Origin of the sequence: Neisseria gonorrhoeae, from assembly GCF_013030075.1 — a bacterium.
Taxonomy (GTDB): Bacteria; Pseudomonadota; Gammaproteobacteria; order Burkholderiales; family Neisseriaceae; genus Neisseria; species Neisseria gonorrhoeae.
Map to the genome: position 1 here is coordinate 1,170,804 of NZ_AP023069.1, position 22,878 is coordinate 1,193,681.

The window sequence follows — 22,878 nt, forward strand, 5'->3', positions numbered from 1 at the left end:
ATTTTATGAATTATTTGACTTAAATTAAAATGCCCGCAATGGGACAACCGCATAATCACACCAAGTTCTTAACTAATCCCCCCTACTTTTCTTACAAAAGGAAAACATTATGAAACGCCAAGCATTAGCCGCAATGATTGCTTCCTTATTCGCATTGGCCGCCTGCGGTGGCGAACAAGCTGCTCAAGCCCCTGCCGAAACCCCTGCCGCTTCCGCAGAAGCCGCAAGTTCCGCCGCACAAGCTACCGCCGAAACGCCTGCAGGCGAACTGCCCGTCATCGATGCGGTGACCACCCACGCTCCCGAAGTACCTCCCGCAATCGACCGCGACTATCCTGCCAAAGTACGCGTAAAAATGGAAACCGTCGAAAAAACCATGAAAATGGACGACGGGGTGGAATACCGCTACTGGACATTTGACGGCGACGTTCCGGGCCGTATGATCCGCGTACGCGAAGGCGATACGGTTGAAGTCGAATTCTCCAACAATCCTTCTTCTACCGTTCCGCACAACGTCGACTTCCACGCCGCAACCGGTCAGGGCGGCGGTGCAGCCGCGACCTTTACCGCCCCGGGCCGCACTTCCACATTCAGCTTCAAAGCCCTGCAACCGGGCCTGTACATCTACCACTGCGCCGTCGCGCCGGTCGGTATGCACATCGCCAACGGTATGTACGGTCTGATTTTGGTCGAGCCTAAAGAAGGCCTGCCGAAAGTGGATAAAGAGTTCTACATCGTCCAAGGCGACTTCTACACCAAAGGCAAAAAAGGCGCGCAAGGCCTGCAACCGTTCGATATGGACAAAGCCGTTGCCGAACAGCCTGAATACGTCGTATTCAACGGCCACGTAGGCGCTATCGCCGGCGATAACGCCCTGAAAGCCAAAGCAGGCGAAACCGTGCGTATGTACGTCGGTAACGGCGGCCCGAACTTGGTGTCTTCCTTCCACGTCATCGGCGAAATCTTCGACAAAGTTTATGTTGAAGGCGGCAAACTGATTAACGAAAACGTACAAAGCACCATCGTGCCTGCCGGCGGTTCTGCCATCGTCGAATTCAAAGTCGACATCCCGGGCAGCTACACTTTGGTCGACCACTCCATCTTCCGCGCATTCAACAAAGGCGCGTTGGGGCAATTGAAAGTAGAGGGTGCGGAAAACCCTGAAATCATGACTCAAAAATTGAGTGATACCGCTTACGCCGGCAGCGGCGCGGCTTCTGCCCCTGCTGCTTCCGCACCGGCTGCTTCTGCCCCGGCAGCCTCTGCATCCGAAAAAAGCGTTTATTAAATCGGATACCCGTCATTAGCGGGACAAACCACTGCCGCCGTACTTCATTACGCACGGCAGTGGTTTTTTAACAACCAATCTTTCCTTTCGGAAGATTGATTTTTCAGACGGCATTCGCGGCTTTTTGTTTAAAATGCCGTCTGAAAAATCAATGCTAACCGCCTGTCAGGAGGCTTTATGAAGTACGTCCGGTTATTTTTCCTCGGCACGGCACTCGCCGGCACTCAAGCGGCGGCTGCCGAAATGGTTCAAATCGAAGGCGGCAGCTACCGCCCGCTTTATCTGAAAAAAGATACCGGCCTGATTAAAGTCAAACCGTTCAAACTGGATAAATATCCCGTTACCAATGCCGAGTTTGCCGAATTTGTCAACAGCCACCCCCAATGGCAAAAAGGCAGGATCGGTTCCAAACAGGCAGAACCCGCTTACCTGAAGCATTGGATGAAAAACGGCAGCCGCAGCTATGCGCCGAAGGCGGGCGAATTGAAACAGCCGGTTACCAATATTTCCTGGTTTGCCGCCAACGCCTATTGCGCCGCACAAGGCAAACGCCTGCCGACCATCGACGAATGGGAATTTGCCGGACTTGCTTCCGCCACGCAGAAAAACGGCTCAAACGAACCCGGCTACAACCGCACTATTCTCGATTGGTATGCCGACGGCGGACGGAAAGGCCTGCACGATGTCGGCAAAGACCGCCCGAACTACTGGGGTGTTTATGATATGCACGGGCTGATTTGGGAATGGACGGAAGATTTCAACAGCAGCCTGCTTTCTTCCGGCAATGCCAACGCGCAAATGTTTTGCAGCGGCGCATCTGTCGGGGCGAGCGACTCGTCCAACTATGCCGCCTTCCTCCGCTACGGCATCCGCACCAGCCTGCAATCCAAATATGTCCTGCACAACTTGGGCTTCCGCTGCGCAAGCCGATAACCCCTTCAATTATAGTGGATTAACAAAAACCAGTACGGCGTTGCCTCGCCTTGCCGTACTGGTTTTTGTTAATCCGCTATATTCCGCCATCTCTAAGATTTACAGCGATACACGGGTAATTTAAGGAATGCCCGAACCGTCATTCCCGCAACTTTTCGTCATTCCCGCGAAAGCGGGAATCTAGAATCTCGGACTTTCAGATAATCTTTGAATATTGCTGTTGTTCTAAGGTCCGGATTCCCGCCCGCGCGCAAGTTTCCGAAGCCATCCTTTTGGCCGAAGGTCAAAAATCAGCCGTTACCGAGTATTACCTGAATAACGGCGAATGGCCCGCCGACAACGGCGCTGCCGGCGTGGCATCTTCTTCATCAATCAAAGGCAAATATGTTAAGGAAGTTAAAGTCGAAAACGGCGTCGTCACCGCCACAATGAATTCAAGCGGCGTAAACAAAGAAATCAAAGACAAAAGACTCTCCCTGTGGGCCAAGCGTGAAAACGGTTCGGTAAAATGGTTCTGCGGACAGCCGGTTAAGCGCGACAACGCCGACGCCGACGACGTTACCGACGACGCCGGCGGCAACGACAAAATCGACACCAAGCACCTGCCGTCAACCTGCCGCGATACGTCATCTGCCGGTAAGTGATTTTCCACGGCCGCCCGGATCAACCCGGGCGGCTTGTCTTTTAAGGGTTTGCAAGGCGGGCGGGGTCGTCCGTTCCGGTGGAAATAATATATCGATTGCGCTTCAAGGCCCTGCATGTGCCTCATTGCCACCCGTTTAAACACGGTTTTTATCTGACAGGCGCGCAACCCGCCCACTCATTTGCCGAACAAGCGGTCCGGACTCCCGCCCGCGCGGGAATGACGGCTGCAGATGCCCGACGGTCTTTATAGCGGATTAACAAAAATCAGGACAAGGCGGCGGGCCGCAGGCAGTACAAATGGTACGGAACCGATCCGCCCGGTGCTTCATCACCTTAGGGAACCGTTCCCTTTGAGCCGGGGCGGGGCAACCCGTACCGGTTTTTGTTCATCCGCCATATTGTGTTGAAACACCGCCCGGAACCCGATATAATCCGCCTTTCAACATCAGTGAAAATCTTTTTTTAACCGGTCAAACCGAATAAGGAGCCGAAAATGAATCCAGCCCGCAAAAAACCTTCTCTTCTCTTCTCTTCTCTTCTCTTCTCTTCTCTTCTCTTCTCTTCTCTTCTCTTCTCTTCCCTTCCGCAGCGCAGGCGGCAAGTGAAGGCAATGGCCGCGGCCCGTATGTGCAGGCGGATTTAGCCTACGCCGCCGAACGCATTACCCACGATTATCCGGAACCAACCGGTACAAAAAAAGGCACAATAAGCACGGTAAGCGATTATTTCAGAAACATCCGTACGCATTCCGTCCACCCCAGGGTGTCGGTCGGCTACGACTTCGGCGGCTGGAGGATAGCGGCAGATTACGCCCGTTACAGAAAATGGAACAACAATAAATATTCCGTCAACACAAAACTGGTGAAAATAGGAGGTGATGAAAGGCTTCGCAACGAGCAAACCTTGAAGACGGAACATCAGGAAAACGGTACGTTCCACGCCGTTTCTTCTCTCGGCTTGTCAACCATTTACGATTTCGATACCGGTTCCCGCTTCAAACCCTATATCGGCATGCGCGTCGCCTACGGACACGTCAGACATCAGGTTCGTTCGGTTCAACAAGAAACCGTTGCTGTTACCACTTACCCACAGAATGCTGCGTCAAGTGTTACCACAAATGCTCCGATCCGCAAACTTCCCCATCACGAAAGCCGCAGCATCAGCAGCTTGGGCTTCGGCGCAGTGGCAGGCGTAGGCATCGACATCACGCCCAAGCTGACCCTGGACGCCGGCTACCGCTACCACAACTGGGGACGCTTGGAAAACACCCGCTTCAAAACCCACGAAGCCTCATTGGGCGTGCGCTACCGCTTCTGATTCCCCGATACCGATGCCGTCTGAACCTTCAGACGGCATGAGGTCTTTGCCTGCGCACTTGGTGCGCTGGTCGCCTCCGAACATGGCGCAACACCCGACATTTCCGCCGAACGCATCGGGCGTTTCATAAACCCGGTTTAAAATGCATGGAAAAATGCCGTCTGAAAGCCTTTCAGACGGCATTTTGTTTGAGATTCCGTTTACCAATGGCTGACAAACGCTTCCAAATCGGTATTCTTGGGCTTATGCACTTCCTCTGTCGGCGTGCCGACCATCATCAGCCCGATGATTTTATCCTTATCCTCGCAACCGAAAGCCTCCCGCAACAATGGGCTGTTGACCCACATCCCCGTAATCCAGACATTGTCGAATCCCTGAGCCGTTGCCGCCAGTTGCAGCGCATACGCCGCACAACCCGCCGTCAGCATCTGCTCCCATTCCGGTTTCGGCTTAGGCACATCGCGGTTCGGCACAAACGTTACCCCGATGACCATCGGCGCCATATTGCCCACTTTTTCCGCCTTTTTCATCGCATCGTCGCCGAAATTCAGTTCGGCAACCGTTTGCTTCAACACATCGCGAAAACGTTGCAATCCTACCTCGCCTTGAATCACGGTAAAACGGAAGGGGCGCATGTTGCCGTGATCGGAAACTTGGGTTGCCGCCTGCAATATTTGTTCCAACTCCGCCGCATCGGGGGCGGGGTGCTTCAGCTTTTTGGAAGATCGGCGGTTCGTCAATAATTTTAAAGCATCCATATCGTTATACTCCGGTCATCGGTCGGGTGTTTCGGACACATATGCCGTGAAGGCTTCAGACGGCATATCCGGCATCAGCGCGGACGGCGGCAGGCTGCCAATATATCCATTTCCTTCCGATAGGTTTGGCTGTTGGAAATGTCCATCAGCCCCAATACCGTGCTGAAATAGTGGTCGTGCGAATATTCGTTTTCCGCCGCTTTTTGTTTGAGGCATTGGAAATCTATGCCCCCGTGTTGGCGGAAGGCTTTGGAAAACCACATAACCATCGGGATATGCGTCTGTCCGGAAGGCGCGATGGCGTAAGGCGCGGCGTGCAGGTACATCCCGTTTTCGCCCAAACTTTCGCCGTGGTCGGAAACATAATACACCGCGCTTTCCAAATCGTCGCGGTTTTCAAGTTTGCGGATAACCTTGTCGATAAACTGATCCACATACAAAACCGTATTGTCGTAAGTGTTGACCAACGTGGCGCGGGCGCATTTGTCGATTTCGTTGGTATCGCATGTCGGCGTGAATTTGCGCTCGGCTTCGGTGTAGCGTTCGTAATACGTCGGCCCGTGGCTGCCGATGGTATGCAGGATTAAAACCGCGTCTTTATCGTTTTTGTTGAGGGCTTCGTCGAACTTGGTCAACAGGATATTGTCGAGGCACTCGCCGTTGCGGCAGTATTCGGGCAGGTTGAGCGAAGTAACGTCGGTATTCGGCACTTTGCCGCACACGCCCTTGCAGCCGGAATCGTTTTCCAACCAAGTAACTTCCACGCCGGCGCGCTGCACGATGTCCAGCAGGTTGTCTTGGTGTTCGGCTTTGATTTCGTCATAATCCGTGCGGTCGAAGGTTGAGAACATACACGGCAGGGAGTGCGCGGTCGATGTGCCGCAGCTTCTGACCTGCGGGAAATTGACAATTTCATCGCCGCGCGCGGCAAGCAGCGGCGTAGTTTGGCGGCTGTAACCGTTCAAACCCCAGTTGGCGGCACGCGTAGTCTCGCCCACGACCAGCACCACGAAACGGCGCAGGCTGCCGGCCGGCCGGTTTTGCACGACCGCCATATCCAATTGCGTATAAGGAATATTGGAACGCTTCCAATCTTTGTATTTCGACACGCCCGCGCCGATGAAATTAGACGGCACAATCAGATGGGTTACTGATTTATTGTTGCGGAAAAACGAGGCGTAATCCTGATATTGCAACATCGCGATGCCCAACGCGCACAAAAAGGAAACGGCGGCAAGCACAAGGCGCGTCAAAAGCTCCTTATACCAAACGCGGTATTTGACCTTGACGGCGATATATGCCAGCGCGGGCAATACGCCCAAACATACAATCCACAGCACATAGCCCGGCGTAATCAGGCGCGCGCTTTCCGCCGCCGTGGTTTGCAAGACATTATTCAACATCGACTTGTTGAAATAGATATTGAAAAATATTTCTTGGTAAGACACCGCCGCACTGATAACCAATATCAATGGAATCAACACTTTATGCACAAAAGGCAGGGCAATGACGTGAAAAACGAAATTACTTAAAAAAAACAGCACCACCGGCATCGTATAGAGGAAGATGTCCGCCCCGGTGTCGTTAAAAGGGCGAAGTTCGACAACTTTGGCAAAAAAGGCGTAATTCAATACCAGCGAAGAATACAGGGAAAGAAAGGCAATCAGCGCGGAAGAGCCGAGCTTCGGCCTCAGGTTCGGTTTTATCATTTGGAATGTGTCGGATAAGGGTTGGAAAAGGCATCCGGAATCCGGATTATTGAAAAAGATTCTTAATTATAAGGCAACGGAGCAAAGCAGGGCAAGAAAACGAGTAGGCGGCGCGGGGGTTTCCGCCCGCCATTCAAACGTCCGGCAGACATAAAAACATCGTAAGCAAAATTCGAACCGGTCTGCAACCGCCCCTGCCGGAAAAGCGGGCAAAGCATTTCATATTGGAAAAACCCGGCCGCGCCGCCGACGGGACAGTCCGGCACAAACAGCATCACGCCCGGATTGAAAAGGACGGATAGCCGCCGGCAGCACAATCTTACCACCTCCAAAACGCCGCCGGAGAACGCCGAAACAGCCGATGCCGTCTGAAACGCATTCGGGCGGCATTTGAAAATCAACCGTAACGCCGTTGGAAATCGCGCATAAAATCTGCCAAAGCCCGCACGCCTTCAAGCGGCATCGCATTATAAATGCTGGCGCGCATCCCGCCGACAGACTTATAGCCCTTCAACAGGCACAAGCCCTGCAATTCGGCTTCCAGCACAAAACGGCGGTCCAAGTCTTCGCTTGCGGTTTTGAAGACCACGTTCATTTTGGAGCGCGCATCAGGATGAATATCGTTGATGTAAAAACCGCCGCTGCCATCTATCGTCTCATACAAGGTTTGCGCCTTCAGCCGATTGACCGCTTCAATTTTTTTCACACCGCCCTGCGCCTGCAGCCAGCGGAACACCAGCCCCGACATATAAATCGCGTAAGTTGACGGCGTGTTGTACATACCGTCGCGGTTCAAATGAGAACGGTAGTTGAACACATCGGGAATATCGTTCGGACAACGCTCGAGCAAATCCTCACGCACAATCACCACCGTAACTCCTGCCGGCCCGATGTTTTTCTGTGCGCCTGCATAAATCAGTCCGTAGTCGGCAACATCAAACTCACGCGACAGAATCTCGCTGGACATATCGCACACCAACGGCGGCATGCCGTCTGAAAGGCGCGGCACTTCACGGTATTGCAGCCCGTTGACAGTTTCATTGACGGCAAAATGGACAAACGCCGAATCGGGTGCAACATCCCACGTTTCCACAGGCGGCAGGTCAAGATAGTCGAACTGCTCGCCCCCGTGCGCCGCCAAACGGATTTCCGTATCGGTCAAACGGCTCATCTGTTCATAGGCGATACGGCTCCAGTTGCCCGTTACCACCGCGTCGGCAGTGCGGAAACCGTGTGCCAGATTCATGGCTGCCATATTAAATTGGGTTGTTGCTCCGCCCTGAAGAAACAATATCTTATAGTTGTCAGGCACTTTCAAAAGCTGCCTCAAATCCTGTTCCGCATGATGCAGGATGCTCAAAAACATTTCCGAACGGTGGCTCATTTCCATCACGGAAAAACCCGTACCGTTGTAGTCCGACATTTCCTGCTGCGCCGTCCTCAACACAGCTTCAGGCAACACGGCAGGGCCGGCGGAAAAATTGTAAATCGGATAAAGAGACATGATGCAGCCCTGGTTCTGAACAATAACCCGCCCGATTTTAGGCTTGCAGCAGGCTTTGTGCAAGGATGGGAAATACCTGCCCTCCGCCCGATTCCATGCCGCCCGAACACGGGAAATAATATCAATATATTGATTTACAAACATAAAAATCATGCTAGCGACAAATAGATACATTTGTTTTGTCAACAATATTCACGATTTCCCATTACAAACCTCCCGTACACCCGCTTTTTTCCGTCCCAAAAACACAAAATAAATCAACACTTTCATTTCTCCGCAAAAGCGGTTATAATCACGCCGATTTTTCAACTTTTGACGAAAAATGGCCACGGGGCCATTTTTTTATTATGTACATAGGGAGCAGCATGGATATTCAAACCATCCTCGAAAAAACCCTGCCCGGCCTGGGATACGAACTGGTCGATTTCGAACTGGCCGCGCAAGGAACATTGCGCGTGTTCATCGACAAAGAAGGCGGCATTACCGTCGAAGACTGCGCCACCGTCAGCAACCACTTGAGCCGCGTCTTCATGGTTGAAGACATCGGCTACAAAAACCTGGAAATTTCCAGCCCCGGACTCGACCGCCCCTTGAAAAAAGCCGCCGACTTCGTGCGCTTTGCCGGTCAGAATGCCAAAATCAAAACCCGCCTGCCGATAGGCGGTCAGAAAAACTTTATCGGTAAAATCGAAGGCTGCGAAAACGACACTGTTACCGTTTCCTTCGACGGCAAAACCGTGCAAATCGAATTGGGCAACATCGACAAAGCCCGCCTGCGCCCCGAATTCAAATTCTAAAACACAGCAATATTGGAGATGTTCAAAATGAGTCGTGAAATGTTACAGCTGGCAGAAGCACTGGCAAGCGAAAAAAACGTTGATGCGGAAGTCGTCTTCCAAGCACTGGAATTCGCACTCTCTACCGCCGCCAAGAAAAAGGCAGACCGCGAACACATGGACGTGCGCGTCCAAATCAACCGCGATACCGGCGAATACCAAACCTTCCGCCGCTGGCTGATTGTGGCCGATGAAGACTATACCTATCCCGATGTCGAAAAAACCATCGAGGAAATCCAAGAGGAAATCCCCGATACGACCATCCAAATCGGCGAATACTACGAAGAGCAGCTGCCCAACGAAGGCTTCGGCCGCCAAGCGGCGCAAACTGCCAAACAAATCATCCTGCAACGCATCCGCGATGCCGAGCGCGAGCAGAATCTGAACGAGTTCCTCGCCGTCAAAGAAGACATCGTGTCCGGCACGGTCAAACGCGTCGAACGCCACGGCATCATCGTCGAAGTCGTTGCCGGCAAACTGGACGCGCTGATTCCGCGCGACCAAATGATTCCGCGCGAAAACTTCCGCAGCGGCGACCGCATCCGCGCCCTCTTCCTGCGCGTCGAAGAAATCGGCAACACCGGCCGCAAACAAGTCATCCTGAGCCGTACTTCCGGCGATTTCCTCGTCAAACTGTACGCCAATGAAGTACCTGAAATTGCAGGCGGCATGCTTGAAATCCGCGCTGTCGCCCGCGACCCGGGCCAACGTGCCAAAGTCGCCGTCAAAGCCAACGACCAGCGCATCGATCCGCAAGGCACCTGTATCGGCGTTCGCGGTTCGCGTGTCAATGCCGTCAGCAATGAATTGTCCGGCGAGCGCATCGACGTTGTCCTTTGGTCGCCCGAGCCTGCCCAATTCGTCATGAGCGCGCTCTCACCCGCCGAAGTCAGCCGCATCGTCATCGACGAAGACAAACACGCCGTCGATGTCATCGTTGCCGAGGACCGGCTCGCGCTCGCCATCGGACGCGGCGGTCAAAACGTGCGCCTTGCTTCCGACCTGACCGGCTGGCAGCTCAACATCATGACTTCCGCCGAAGCAGACGAACGCAATGCGGCAGAAGATGCCGCCATCCGCCGCCTGTTTATGAATCACTTGAATGTAGATGAAGAAACCGCCGACGTACTGGTTCAAGAAGGTTTTGCAACCTTGGAAGAAGTCGCCTATGTTCCTGCCGCCGAACTGCTTGCCATTGAAGGATTTGACGAAGAAATCGTCGATATGCTCCGCAACCGTGCCCGCGATGCCATCCTGACCATGGCGATTGCTGCCGAAGAAAAACTGGGCGAAGTGTCCGACGATATGCGTAACCTCGAAGGCGTAGATGCCGATATGCTCCTCAGCCTTGCCGAAGCAGGCATTACCACCCGCGACGACTTGGCAGAGCTTGCCGTGGACGAACTGATTGAAATCACCGGTGTAAACGAAGAAACTGCAAAAGCCGTCATCCTGACCGCACGCGAACACTGGTTTACCGAAGACAAATAAAGGGGGTACAGATGAGTAACACAACCGTAGAACAATTTGCCGCCGAGCTGAAACGCCCCGTCGAAGACCTGTTGAAACAGTTGAAAGAAGCCGGCGTCAGCAAAAACAGCGGCAGCGATTCCCTGACGCTGGACGACAAACAGCTTCTGAACGCCTACCTGACCAAGAAAAACGGCAGCAACGGCGGCACCATCAGCATCCGCCGCACCAAAACCGAAGTCAGCACCGTTGACGGCGTAAAAGTCGAAACACGCAAACGCGGACGCACTGTCAACATTCCTTCTGCCGAAGAATTGGCAGCACAAGTAAAAGCCGCCCAAACCCAAGCCGCACCTGTTCAGCCGGAGCAGACGGCAGAAGACGCGGTAAAAGCCCGAGCCGAAGCTGCCGCACGCGCAGAAGCCCGTGCCAAGGCAGAAGCGGAAGCGGCAAAACTGAAAGCGGCAAAAGCAGGCAACAAAGCCAAACCTGCCGCGCAGAAACCTACCGAAGCAAAAGCCGAAACCGCACCCGTTGCGGCGGAAACCAAACCCGCCGAGCCCAAAGAAAAAGCCGTCAAGCCGAAACACGAGCGAAACGGCAAAGGCAAAGATGCCAAAAAACCGGCGAAACCTGCCGCACCTGCCGTGCCGCAACCCGTGGTCAGCGCGGAAGAACAGGCGCAACGCGACGAAGAGGCGCGCCGCGCCGCCGCATTGCGCGCCCACCAGGAAGCCCTGTTGAAAGAGAAACAGGAACGCCAGGCACGTCGCGAAGCCATGAAACAACAGGCAGAACAACAGGCAAAAGCCGCACAGGAAGCCAAAACCGGCAGACAGCGTCCCGCCAAACCTGCCGAGAAACCGCAGGCAGCCGCACCGGCCGTCGAAAACAAACCTGTCAATCCGGCAAAAGCGAAAAAAGAAGACCGCCGCAACCGCGATGACGAAGGTCAAGGCCGCAACGCCAAAGGCAAAGGTGCAAAAGGCGGGCGTGACCGCAACAATGCCCGCAACGGCGGCGACGAGCGCGTACGCGGCGGCAAGAAAGGCAAAAAACTCAAACTCGAGCCGAACCAACACGCCTTCCAAGCACCGACCGAACCCGTCGTACACGAGGTTTTGGTTCCCGAAACCATTACCGTTGCCGATTTGGCGCACAAAATGGCGGTCAAAGGCGTGGAAGTGGTCAAAGCCCTGATGAAGATGGGCATGATGGTTACCATCAACCAATCCATCGACCAAGACACCGCCCTGATTGTCGTCGAAGAACTCGGACACATCGGCAAACCCGCCGCCGCCGACGATCCCGAAGCCTTCTTGGGCGAGGGCGCGGAAGCGGTGGAAGCCGAAGCATTGCCGCGTCCGCCCGTCGTTACCGTCATGGGCCACGTCGACCACGGCAAAACCTCGCTGCTGGACTACATCCGCCGCGCCAAAGTGGTACAGGGCGAAGCGGGCGGCATTACGCAGCACATCGGCGCGTACCACGTCAAAACCCCGCGCGGCGTGATTACCTTCTTGGACACCCCGGGCCACGAAGCCTTTACCGCTATGCGCGCGCGCGGCGCGAAAGCAACCGATATCGTGATTCTTGTGGTCGCCGCCGACGACGGCGTGATGCCGCAAACCATCGAGGCAATTGCCCACGCTAAAGCGGCAGGCGTTCCGATTGTGGTTGCCGTCAATAAAATCGATAAAGACACTGCCAACCCCGAACGCATCCGTCAGGAACTGACCCAACACGAAGTCATCCCCGACGATTGGGGCGGCACGGTTCAATTCATCGACGTTTCCGCGAAAAAAGGAACGAACATCGACGCGCTGCTCGAAGCCGTATTGCTCGAAGCCGAAGTATTGGAACTGACCGCACCTGTCGATGCACCCGCCAAAGGCATCATCGTCGAGGCGCGTTTGGACAAAGGGCGCGGCGCGGTTGCCACATTGCTGGTTCAAAACGGTACGCTGAAAAAAGGCGACATGCTGCTGGCCGGTACGGCATTCGGCAAAATCCGCGCGATGGTCGATGAAAACGGCAAATCCATTACCGAAGCCGGCCCGTCCATCCCCGTCGAAATCCTCGGCTTGTCCGACGTACCGAATGCGGGTGAAGACGCGATGGTATTGGCGGACGAGAAAAAAGCGCGCGAAATCGCCCTCTTCCGCCAAGGCAAATACCGCGACGTGCGCCTTGCCAAACAGCAGGCGGCGAAGCTGGAAAATATGTTCAACAATATGGGCGAAACCCAGGCCCAATCTTTGTCGGTCATCATCAAGGCAGACGTTCAGGGCTCTTACGAGGCTTTGGCGGGCAGCCTGAAAAAACTGTCCGCCGACGAGGTGAAAGTGAACGTGTTGCACAGCGGCGTGGGCGGCATTACCGAATCGGATGTCAACCTTGCCATCGCTTCGGGCGCGTTCATTATCGGCTTTAACGTGCGTGCAGATGCCTCTTCGCGCAAACTTGCCGAAAATGAAAACGTGGAAATCCGCTACTACAACATCATCTACGATGCCATCGACGACGTGAAGGCGGCGATGAGCGGCATGCTTTCTCCCGAAAAGAAAGAACAGGTTACCGGTACGGTCGAAATCCGTCAGGTCATCTCCGTTTCCAAGGTCGGCAACATTGCAGGCTGTATGGTCACCGACGGCGTGGTCAAACGCGATTCCCATATCCGCCTCATCCGCAACAACGTGGTCATCCACACGGGCGAACTGGCTTCGTTGAAACGCTATAAAGACGACGTAAAAGAAGTCCGCATGGGCTTCGAGTGCGGTCTGATGCTCAAAGGCTACAACGAAATCATGGAAGGCGACCAACTGGAATGCTTCGACATCGTCGAAGTTGCCCGCACCCTGTAATTCCTTTGCAAATAAAATGCCGTCTGAAGCGTTCAGACGGCAACGAAACGGGTTCTGTATCATACAGAACCCGTTTTTTGTCGCAAATCGGCTTCAGCGACCCTCCTGCCTTATCCCGATTTGAATCTGACTTGCCATACAAACAGGCTTCAGACGGCATTATTTGCCCGCCAAACGTATCCCGATCTTCTCCGCATATTCCCTGCGTTCGGCGCGGCTGGTTTCCGGGCGGTGCGTATTGAGCGACGACCATTTCCAATGACTGCGGGCTTTGTTGAGTTCGGGCGGGAGTTTGGCGGCATCCCACGGGGCTTTGCGGCTGTGCAGCTCGATATCCGACTGTGCCGCGTGTCCGCGCGTTTGCAGGACGTGGAGCAGATCGAGGGCGCGGGCGGCGAGCAGGGTCAGGGTTTCAGGGTCGGTGTGCAGGGTTTGACGGCCGGCGAGTTTGTCGGAAATGGTGCGGGTATTGGGCAGGATGCCGCCCAAAAAGCCGCCGATTGCCGTACCCAATCCGAGCGAGCCGCCGAGTGTGGCGATGTCCAGCCCCAAGCCGATGAGCGCGCCGGTTGCCGCGCCCGTGCCGGTGCGGATGCCGTATTGTTTGAGCAATTCGCTGTCGAACGGGTCTTGGCGGAAGGCTTGCGGCATCCAGTCGCCGCCGTCGATTTCGCTGTGGTAGAAACGGTAAAGGGCAAACAGCCGCTGCTGCATCTGCCGTTCGAGTTGGCGTATTTCCGCCTGCATGGTTTGCAGCACGGTGGCGGTATCCTCGTTTTCGTCCACTTCCTGCCTGAAGGCGGCGGCATCGAGCAGGAAATCGGCGATTTCGCGGCGCGCTCCGCCGTCCAGCCGCTGCCATTCGCGCCGGCGCATGGCTGTCAGGCGGTCAAGTGTGCTGCGTTCGGGCAACATGGTGGCGAGGTTTTCCCACAGGCGCAATTCGCCTTCAAAATCAAAGGCGACGGTGTCGAACCCTGCGAAAACGTGCAGGTTTCTCCTCGCCAGCATGGTTGTCCACGATTCGGGAAGCTGTCCGCCGGTAAAGTTGAACACGGGCATAACCGGTTTGGCACACCATGAAAGGATGGTCAATTCATCCCGATATTTGTCGAGGACGGGTTCGCGCGCGTCGATGACGTACATTGCCATATCGCTTTGCAAAACCTGCCGCAGCACTTTGGCTTCTTGGTTGAAATCGTGATGCGCGCCGTGGCTGCCGAGAAACTGTTGCAGCCGCTCGATGCCGTCTGAACGATTGTCCGTATGGTTTTCCAGCCATTCCAAAACACCGCCCGCGTCTTCGAGTCCGGGCGTGTCATACAGGAAAACCAACATGTCCGCGCCGTCGCTGATGGCGGCTTCTTCGACATGGCGTGTGGTGGACGGTGCGTTTCTGACTTCGCCGAAGCCGCTGTCGCGCAACAGGGTGCGCAGGAGCGAGGTTTTGCCGGTGTTGGTGTGTCCCACGACGGCGAGGGAAAGGGGTTGTTTGTTCATGATGTTTTTGAAGAATGGATTTTCAGACGGTCTTTTTTCAGAATGGCGGCTTAACAGAACATTTCAAGTGAGTTTATTGGTCTTTCAAACGGCCTTCCTGCGCCACCCTGTCAGGCTCAAGCCACGCCGCGCCGCATTCGGTCAGCGCGTTACGCCAATGTTCCAGCTTTTCCGAAAGGTCGTCTGAAAGCCCCTGTTCCGCCAAAAGCTGCACCACCGCGCCGCCCTGCGCCGCTTCCGAAAGCCGCACAATCTGCCGCAGCACGCCCCGGTCCGGCACAGTTTGGGCGCGTACGCCGATAAGCAGTTGCGCCGGTTTCTGCTTCAGCTCTGTCTCCAGCGCGGCAACCTGTTCCCGATTGGCGGCAACGCCCTTATCCAGCCATTCCTGCGCCAGCCTGCCCTCGAACCATTGGCCGTCCTGCCACTCGGTCTCCAGCATGAGCGCCCATTTCGGCGCATCGTTCAAGACGATTTTCGGCGAAACGGCGGACACGGTTTCCCGACGCGTATCCGCATCGGTGATTTTGTTCTGCCAGCGGCGGATGACCGCCTGATAATAGGTTTTTTCCAAATCCAATCCGTTTTCGCTTGTTTTCAAAAGGATTTTACACACTACCCAAGCCAAGAGGCGCGGCAGGATGCCGTAGCAGACGATACTGCCGACCAGCAGCCCCGACCAAGCCCGCGCATCGGCAATATTGCCGTTCAGACGACCTTCGATGACCGCCCGCGCATCGGGGACAGGGAAACCGAGTTTCGACGGCAGCCATGCCAACATTTCCACCGCGCGTACCGAAGCGGCATTGCTCAACAGCGTGCTTTCCCAGTTGAACGTATATTGCCGCACCAAAAGCAGCAGCAATACCGACACCAGCATTCCGAGCAGCGTGCAGAGCCACAAGCTGTGCGCCGTTGCGCCTATTTTCCATCGTACCGAAGGTTGCCGCCACTGGTCCGCATACAGCCGCAACACCGCCTGATTTACAGGGCCTTTGCCCCGAAACCACGTCGCCGGACTGCTGAAAAACCGCCCCACTTTCACGCGCAGGAACAACGTTGCCAACCATACTGCCAGCATCAGCGTATTCATGCCCAACACTCCCGCCAAAACTAAAAAGAAATTCAGCCCCTGATTGTCCATCAGAAGATAAGTGCCTGAAAATCCGGCGGTAAACATCATCGATGCCGCCACCACCCATAACCAGAACGACCCCGCACGCACACGTTCCAACGTGTCCCGCAGCATACGGTCCCTGTCGATCATCTCCGCCCGACGGATGATTTTTTCCTCCGTACTGCCGTCCACGCGGCGCAAAGCCTCCGTCGCCTGCACGGGATCGCCGCTGAAAATAAAACCGCCTTCATCCAAAATACGGACCAGCTCAACCAGTTTTCGGGATGGATTCAACATAAAATGCCGTCTGAAAATAAAAAACAAATTTTAACACACGCATTTTCAAGAATATTCACAGTGTAGGCAAAGAGTAAATCCCACACAGAGGCAAAAGTATCGGCGTAAACTGACTGCCTCTACTTTCCCGAAAGATTGTGCGATGTATGCAGGCGAACGCTTCAATACTTACAGCCATTTGAGCGGTTTGATTCTGGCGGCGGCAGGTTTGATGCTGATGCTGCTGAAAACCATAGGACACGGGGACGGCTACCGTATCTTCAGCGTATCGGTTTACGGCATCAGCCTTCTTCTGCTCTATTTGAGTTCCTCGCTGTACCACGGAATTGCAGCCGGAAAACTGAAAAGCATTTTGAAAAAAACCGACCACTGCATGATTTATGTGCTGATTGCCGGAAGCTACACACCGTTTGCACTGGTTTCTTTGAGAAACGGGCCGGGCTGGACGGTATTTTCACTGTCCTGGCTGCTGGCGGCTGCAGGAATCGCACAAGAACTCACCATCGGACGGAAAAGCGAAAAACGTCTGCTGTCTATTGCGATTTATATCGTAATGGGCTGGATGGTCTTGGCGGTAATGAAATCCCTGACAGCCTCACTCCCGCCGGCAGGACTGGCTTGGCTGGCGGCAGGCGGTATGCTGTACAGCGTCGGCATTTACTGGTTTGTAAACGATGAAAAAATCCGACACGGGCACGGAATCTGGCATCTGTTCGTATTGGGCGGCAGCATAACCCAATTTGTCAGCGTGTACGGTTATGTAATCTGAATGCCGTCTGAAACACAAAAACCTCCCAAACCTGAAGGCAGGGAGGTTTTCTCTTTGCCGGGCATTATTGTTTATCGTGGAACTCGTGGAATTCATACTGATAGGACAAATCCCGACCCGCTTTTTTCTGTGCCAAATAATCATCATAAATGGCGCGGATTTCCTTACGCAGCAAGAACAGGGCAATCAGGTTGGGGATAACCATAAAGCCGTTGAACATATCGGACAGATTCCAAACCAAATCGACTTTGCCGAGCGTACCCAAAACGATAGCAAGCAGAACCAATGCGCGATAGATGCCCAAGTGTCTTCCCCTGAAAAGAAAACGGATGTTGGACTCGCCGAAATAATACCAGCCGATAATGGTCGTAAAGGCGAAGAAGGTCAGACACACGGCAAGCAATTGCGAACCGAAGCCCGGAAATGCCTTGTTAAAGGCAAATTGAGTAACCGCCGCGCCCTGTTCGCCCGAAAGGTTGGCATCGGTCAGCAGGATAATCAATGCCGTAGCCGTACATACCAAAATCGTATCGATAAATACACCGACAAATGCCGTCATACCTTGCTGAACAGGATGCTTCACATCCGCAGTCGCGTGGGCGTGCGGAGTCGAACCCATACCTGCTTCGTTGGAAAACAGACCGCGCGCCACGCCGAAACGTATCGCTTCACGCATACCGATACCCGCAGCACCGCCCAAAACGGCCTCGGGATTGAAGGCGGCGGTAAAGATGTGGTTGAACATCGGCACAATATGGTCGGAAAATTCAAACAGGATAACGACGGCGCACAAAATATAAACAACCGCCATAAACGGCACGACAAACCGGGCAATATTGGCAATACGGTTCACGCCGCCAATCACAACCATGCCCGCAAGGACGGCAAACACAATACCGACTGCCAAAGAAGGCACATCAAATGCAATGGTAACGGCAGAAGCGATGGAGTTTGCCTGAGTCGCATTGCCGATAAAGCCCAACGCGACAATCAGCGCGATGGAGAAAAAGCCCGACAGGAAACGCGCCGCGCCCCTGCCGATTTTCGGAGTCAGACCGTGCGTAATATAAAACGCCGGCCCGCCGATGTATTTGCCGTGGCTGACGACGCGGTATTTCTGCGCCAGCAGTGCTTCCGCAAAAATCGTGGACATCCCCAAAACGGCAGAAAGCCACATCCAAAAAATCGCACCCGGCCCGCCTGCGGTAATGGCGGTCGCCACACCGGCGACGTTGCCCGTACCGATTTGCGCGGATATAGCAACCGCCAACGCCTGAAACTGCGATAAGGACTTATCGTCTTTATCACCTTTGGCAAACAAGCCGCCGAATACGGATTTGAATCCCGCGCCCAGCTTGGTAATCTGCGGCGCACCAAGATACAGCGTAAAAAACAGGCCGATACCCAAAAGCGCATAAATCAGCAGGTAGCCCCAAAGAAACCGATTGACTGTACCCACCAGAACAGACAATATATTTTCCATAAAATAAACCTTATCTTACGATTAAAATGACTGTTTTCCAAAAGACATTCCAATAAGGAAACACGGCGAGCAGACCGTATTTGCCGCAACAGATGCCTTAAATTGTCAACAATCCGAGAGAAGCTGTGCCAGCATACCGTAAAATATCGTTAATTAAAATATTTCTTTATTTTTAAGCGGAAAGCGGAGGAAATCGTTTTCAGACGGCATCGACAACGGCACGGCATAAAACAGGATATTTTGGGTACTTGCAACTTATGTTAAAATGCCGACCGTAAAAAATCTGACAAAAACAGATTAATTATTTGAAATAAGAAAGGAAATTTATGGCAGGCCATAGCAAGTGGGCGAATATCCAGCATAAAAAAGCCCGTCAGGATGCCAAACGCGGCAAAATCTTCACCCGTTTAATCAAAGAAATCACCGTTGCGGCGCGTATGGGCGGCGGCGATCCCGGCGCAAATCCGCGCCTGCGTCTGGCTTTGGAAAAAGCAGCCGAAAACAATATGCCCAAAGACAATGTGCAACGCGCCATCGACAAAGGTACGGGTAACTTGGAAGGCGTGGAATACATCGGGTTGCGCTACGAAGGCTACGGCATCGGCGGCGCAGCTTTGATGGTGGACTGCCTGACCGACAACAAAACCCGCACCGTTGCGGACGTACGCCACGCATTTACCAAAAACGGCGGCAACTTGGGTACCGACGGCTGCGTGGCGTTCAACTTCGTGCATCAGGGCTATTTGGTATTCGAACCCGGCGTTGACGAAGACGAGCTGATGGAAGCGGCTTTGGAAGCCGGTGCGGAAGACGTGGTTACCAACGACGACGGTTCCATCGAAGTCATTACCGCGCCAAATGATTGGGCGGGCGTAAAATCCGCTTTGGAGGCGGCAGGTTACAAATCCGTTGACGGCGACGTTACGATGCGCACCCAAAACGAAACCGAACTCTCCGGCGACGATGCCGTCAAAATGCAAAAACTGATTGACGCGCTGGAAGACTTGGACGACGTGCAAGACGTTTACACTTCCGCCGTATTGAATCTGGACTGATACGCAGCACAGCAGACATACAACAAAATGCCGTCTGAACCTTTCAGACGGCATTGATTTATTTAGCCCTTGCCCACGCCCACCAAACCGTCAGGACAACCGCCAAAAAATACGCCGCGCTCCAAACAGGCAAAGCAACCCCTAACAGATAATCCGGTTCGGCACAATTTCCGAACCCGCGCACAACAGGCTCGAACCAATCAAACAAAGGCCAGCCCTTCAATCGAAACGTCCACGGCGCGCCGCACGAAGGAGCCGTACCCGGCGGCAGCGACTGCAACCACAACTGATATGCCGCAACAGAAATACCCGTAACGGCGGGAATACTGATAAACACTGCGCCTGACAGTCCGCCCACCCTGCCCTTGGGCTTACACGCCAGCACAACTGCCGCACACAATGCGGTTGCCAAAACACATAACCGCTGACTGATGCACAAAACGCAAGGCTCCATACCCAAAACATACTGTGCCGCCAAAGAACCGGCAAATGCACAGACCGAAACGGCAAACAGCAGCCAAACGGCTTTTCTAAATAACGGGGTCATTTTCTCAACACACCAATCAAAATACCGATATGCCGATTTTGCTGGATATATCCCGAGATGGCAAGGGACGAATCGACACCGGCACAGGTGCGGACGATTTCGGTTTTCCCGATATGCACAAAACCTGACAAAGGACAAAACGGCGATTTGTCCGCACAATGCCCGAAAAAATACATCCGGAGGATTTGAATTTGAATTTCGGCAAATTTAGCGAATCAAAAGCAACAGCCGATAAAAAAATCAAAAGCTTATTTCAATGTTTCAACACACAGGACGACACATAAAGCACCGCCCTATGTGCCGTCCTGATTTGGAAGGGGTTACACCCCTCCCAAATATAGTGGATTAACAAAAACCGGTACGGCGTTGCCTCGCCTTGCCGTACTATTTGTACTGTCTGCGGCTTCGCCGCCTTGTCCTGATTTTTGTTAATCCACTATAAAGTCTGATTCTACCGCCCTAAAGGGCAGGGTTTCAACCGAAAAGGAAACACGATGAAAGCATATGATTTTTTGAATAATCGGATTGACGGGTTTTTGAGGGAATTTGTTACCGGATAGCCATCGGGCAAGTTTTTTGCAAAATTTGAATCGGTCGGGTAAATTTTCAAAAAATAATTGACAGCAGATAAGAAACGGCGGATAATTACCGCCGTTGAGTTGCTTGATGCAGCTTGATTTTTCTCCTCTACTTCTCCTTTGTAGACTTGGCACACATTCAACCGGATGTGTGCATTTTTTATCTCCGCTTTTTTTGAAATTTAATTACTTTTATTGTTTGAAATTCTATTCTTTAAGAAATTTAACAAGAAAAACGCTTGCTTTTTGACCGGAAAAGCTGCATAATTCGTTCCGTTAGCTGGTTCGAGTAGTCAGTTAATAGTTTCTCCTCTATTTCTCCTTTGTAGACTTGGCACACATTCTATTGAATGTGTGCATTTTTTATCTGAAGCAACAAGCCTCTGTGCGTGATGTTGTTATGTTTCATTTAGATGTCAAACCGCATACCCGGTCTGAAATATTCAATCCAAATCCAAAACCGGATTTTCTTTGACTTCCTCCATCACAACATAACTCCTACTCTCCGAAGCGGCAGGCAGTTGCAATAGGATATTGCCGAGCATATCCCGATAGGCAGACATATCGGGCAAACGTACTTTAATCAGGTAGTCGTATTCGCCCGACACCAGATGGCACTCCATAATTTGCGGAATTTTCAGCACTTCTTTTTTGAAATCTTCGAAAATATTGCCCGATTTGGATTGCAGCTTCAGCTCGACAAAAACCAATGGCGGTTTGCCCAACAGATGGGGATTGAGATGGGCGTGATAGCCGGAAATATAATGTTCCCGCTCCAAACGGCATACCCTCTCTGTAACGGGCGTGCTGGACAACCCTACCTTCTCGGCAAGCTCCGTCATCGGGATACGGGCATTTTGCTGAAGAATTTTGAGGATGCGGAAATCGATTTTATCTAGTTCTTTCATTTGGATTACCTTGTATTTATTATTGATTTTAACAAATAGAGTATAAATTTGGGAAAGCAATTATATCAGGAAAAGCAAACCGCCTTCCTACCTGAAAACTGCTGCTCTGGCTTGAAGACACAAGGTTCTTTAATATTTTAAAAGCCTTGCCGTTGGATTATAATTCCCCAATTAATTTCTTAATTTTGCTAATAAACACTTGTTTGGTAAGGAATGAATTTATGCGGCCTTTGAACGTGCAGATCAGGTTGGGCAACCTTAGGCACAATTATCGGATTTTGAAGGAAATGCACGGAGGCAAGCTGTTGGCGGTAGTGAAGGCCGACGCATACGGACACGGTGCGGTCAGATGTGCTTTCGCGCTGGCAGACTTGGCAGACGGCTTTGCCGTGGCGACAATCGACGAGGGAATCAGGCTGCGGGAGAGCGGCATTACCCATCCGATTGTCCTTTTAGAAGGCGTATTTGAAGCATCAGAGTACGAAGCGGTCGAACAATACTCGCTTTGGCCGGCAGTCGGAAACCAATGGCAGCTTGAGGCTTTGCTTTCCCGCCATTGGAAAAAACCTGTCAAGGTCTGGTTGAAAATGGATTCGGGAATGCACCGTACCGGATTTTTCCCTCATGATTACGCTTCGGCATATGCGGCATTGAAACAGTCGGAATATGTGGACAGTATTGTCAAGTTCTCGCATTTCTCCTGTGCGGACGAACCTGAAAGCGGTATGACGGAAATACAGATGGAAGCATTCGATTTGGGTACGAAAGGGCTGGAAGGCGAAGAAAGCCTTGCCAATTCGGCAGCTATTTTGAATATCCCCGAAGCACGCAGGGATTGGGGGCGCGCGGGCTTGGCGTTATACGGCATTTCCCCGTTCGGAGGCAACGATGACAGGCTGAAACCCGTGATGAGGCTTTCAACCCGTATTTTCGGCGAACGCGTTTTACAGCCGCACTCCCCTATCGGTTATGGCGCAACATTTTATACCAGTAAATCTACGCGCGTCGGTCTGATTGCCTGCGGTTATGCGGACGGTTATCCGCGCCGCGCTCCAAGCAATTCCCCCGTCGCCGTCGACGGTAAATTGACCCGGGTCATCGGCAGGATCTCTATGGATATGATGACTATCGAGCTGGACGCTTCGCAAGAAGGTTTGGGACACGAGGTCGAACTGTGGGGCGATACGGTCAATATCAATACCGTTGCCGAAGCGGCCGGAACCATCCCTTACGAATTGATGTGCAATATCAAACGTGCAAAATTCACTTATATCGAGTAATCGAGTCCAAACGAAAATCC

18 protein-coding genes and 2 pseudogenes are annotated in these 22,878 nt (G+C 53.1%); 11 read left to right on the forward strand and 9 right to left on the reverse strand.

Annotated elements, in window-relative coordinates; genetic code table 11:
* Positions 1-109: 109 nt before the first annotated feature.
* From nirK to HT085_RS12270, 5 genes and pseudogenes are all read left to right on the forward strand, one after another.
* Complete coding sequence (gene nirK / locus HT085_RS06175; RefSeq protein ID WP_014580268.1) at positions 110-1,288, forward strand: copper-containing nitrite reductase; 1,179 nt, start codon at positions 110-112, stop codon at positions 1,286-1,288.
* A 177-nt stretch (positions 1,289-1,465) separates the two neighbouring features.
* Positions 1,466-2,221: a formylglycine-generating enzyme family protein gene (locus HT085_RS06180; RefSeq protein WP_003689183.1), complete on the forward strand. Its 756-nt coding sequence runs from the start codon at positions 1,466-1,468 to the stop codon at positions 2,219-2,221.
* Between the two features lie 242 nt (positions 2,222-2,463).
* Positions 2,464-2,865, forward strand: a pseudogene (locus HT085_RS06185) (pilin); the annotation flags it as partial.
* Positions 2,866-3,493: 628 nt separating this feature from the next.
* A complete protein-coding gene (locus HT085_RS06190) occupies positions 3,494-4,183 on the forward strand; it encodes an opacity family porin (protein WP_244948131.1) in 690 nt (229 codons plus the stop codon).
* Positions 4,184-4,228: 45 nt separating this feature from the next.
* A pseudogene (locus tag HT085_RS12270) lies at positions 4,229-4,324 on the forward strand (carbohydrate kinase); the annotation flags it as partial.
* A gap of 59 nt (positions 4,325-4,383) precedes the next feature.
* Here HT085_RS12270 and HT085_RS06200 read toward each other — a convergent pair.
* The 4 genes from HT085_RS06200 to serC form a co-directional block, all read right to left on the reverse strand.
* Positions 4,384-4,941, reverse strand: coding sequence for a nitroreductase family protein (locus HT085_RS06200; RefSeq protein WP_003691591.1), 558 nt, complete (start codon positions 4,939-4,941; stop codon positions 4,384-4,386).
* Positions 4,942-5,015: 74 nt separating this feature from the next.
* Complete coding sequence (locus HT085_RS06205; protein WP_003689187.1) at positions 5,016-6,650, reverse strand: phosphoethanolamine transferase; 1,635 nt, start codon at positions 6,648-6,650, stop codon at positions 5,016-5,018.
* A 62-nt stretch (positions 6,651-6,712) separates the two neighbouring features.
* Positions 6,713-7,051: a hypothetical protein gene (locus HT085_RS11810; protein ID WP_003689188.1), complete on the reverse strand. Its 339-nt coding sequence runs from the start codon at positions 7,049-7,051 to the stop codon at positions 6,713-6,715.
* The gene (gene serC / locus HT085_RS06210) at positions 7,048-8,154 is read right to left on the reverse strand and encodes a phosphoserine transaminase (protein WP_003695923.1); all 1,107 of its coding nucleotides are present in this window, start codon (positions 8,152-8,154) and stop codon (positions 7,048-7,050) included. The genes HT085_RS11810 and serC overlap by 4 nt, the downstream gene beginning before the upstream one ends.
* Before the next feature lie 365 nt (positions 8,155-8,519).
* Between serC and rimP the strand changes: the two genes are divergently transcribed.
* From rimP to infB, 3 genes are read left to right on the forward strand one after another with little or no spacing between them, the layout of a single operon-like run.
* On the forward strand, positions 8,520-8,951 hold the full coding sequence (gene rimP / locus HT085_RS06215; protein ID WP_010358796.1) for a ribosome maturation factor RimP: 432 nt from the start codon (positions 8,520-8,522) through the stop codon (positions 8,949-8,951).
* Between the two features lie 27 nt (positions 8,952-8,978).
* Positions 8,979-10,481, forward strand: a complete 1,503-nt coding sequence (gene nusA / locus HT085_RS06220) for a transcription termination factor NusA (protein ID WP_020997374.1) — start codon at positions 8,979-8,981, stop codon at positions 10,479-10,481.
* A gap of 11 nt (positions 10,482-10,492) precedes the next feature.
* Positions 10,493-13,324: a translation initiation factor IF-2 gene (gene infB / locus HT085_RS06225; protein WP_003697298.1), complete on the forward strand. Its 2,832-nt coding sequence runs from the start codon at positions 10,493-10,495 to the stop codon at positions 13,322-13,324.
* A 159-nt stretch (positions 13,325-13,483) separates the two neighbouring features.
* Here the strand turns inward: infB and HT085_RS06230 are convergent, their stop codons facing one another.
* Together HT085_RS06230 and HT085_RS06235 are read right to left on the reverse strand one after the other, a co-directional pair.
* Positions 13,484-14,824: a GTPase/DUF3482 domain-containing protein gene (locus tag HT085_RS06230; protein WP_003691594.1), complete on the reverse strand. Its 1,341-nt coding sequence runs from the start codon at positions 14,822-14,824 to the stop codon at positions 13,484-13,486.
* A gap of 73 nt (positions 14,825-14,897) precedes the next feature.
* A complete protein-coding gene (locus HT085_RS06235; protein ID WP_003689202.1) occupies positions 14,898-16,238 on the reverse strand; it encodes a DUF2868 domain-containing protein in 1,341 nt (446 codons plus the stop codon).
* A 142-nt stretch (positions 16,239-16,380) separates the two neighbouring features.
* On the opposite strand from HT085_RS06235, the gene trhA reads away from it, so the two are divergent.
* A complete protein-coding gene (trhA, locus tag HT085_RS06240) occupies positions 16,381-17,007 on the forward strand; it encodes a PAQR family membrane homeostasis protein TrhA (protein WP_003689203.1) in 627 nt (208 codons plus the stop codon).
* A gap of 64 nt (positions 17,008-17,071) precedes the next feature.
* Here the strand turns inward: trhA and HT085_RS06245 are convergent, their stop codons facing one another.
* Positions 17,072-18,490, reverse strand: coding sequence for an alanine/glycine:cation symporter family protein (locus HT085_RS06245; protein ID WP_003691595.1), 1,419 nt, complete (start codon positions 18,488-18,490; stop codon positions 17,072-17,074).
* A gap of 326 nt (positions 18,491-18,816) precedes the next feature.
* Between HT085_RS06245 and HT085_RS06250 the strand changes: the two genes are divergently transcribed.
* Entirely contained in the window at positions 18,817-19,545 is a 729-nt protein-coding gene (locus HT085_RS06250) for a YebC/PmpR family DNA-binding transcriptional regulator (RefSeq protein ID WP_003691596.1), read from the forward strand.
* Between the two features lie 58 nt (positions 19,546-19,603).
* On the opposite strand, the gene HT085_RS06255 is transcribed toward HT085_RS06250, so the two are convergent.
* Together HT085_RS06255 and HT085_RS06260 are read right to left on the reverse strand one after the other, a co-directional pair.
* Positions 19,604-20,092: a disulfide bond formation protein B gene (locus tag HT085_RS06255; RefSeq protein WP_010358803.1), complete on the reverse strand. Its 489-nt coding sequence runs from the start codon at positions 20,090-20,092 to the stop codon at positions 19,604-19,606.
* Positions 20,093-21,113: 1,021 nt separating this feature from the next.
* Positions 21,114-21,578: an Lrp/AsnC ligand binding domain-containing protein gene (locus HT085_RS06260; RefSeq protein WP_003691599.1), complete on the reverse strand. Its 465-nt coding sequence runs from the start codon at positions 21,576-21,578 to the stop codon at positions 21,114-21,116.
* Between the two features lie 221 nt (positions 21,579-21,799).
* Here HT085_RS06260 and alr point away from each other — a divergent pair, with 221 nt between their 5' ends.
* On the forward strand, positions 21,800-22,858 hold the full coding sequence (gene alr / locus HT085_RS06265; protein ID WP_014580279.1) for an alanine racemase: 1,059 nt from the start codon (positions 21,800-21,802) through the stop codon (positions 22,856-22,858).
* The last annotated feature ends 20 nt before the right edge of the window (positions 22,859-22,878 follow it).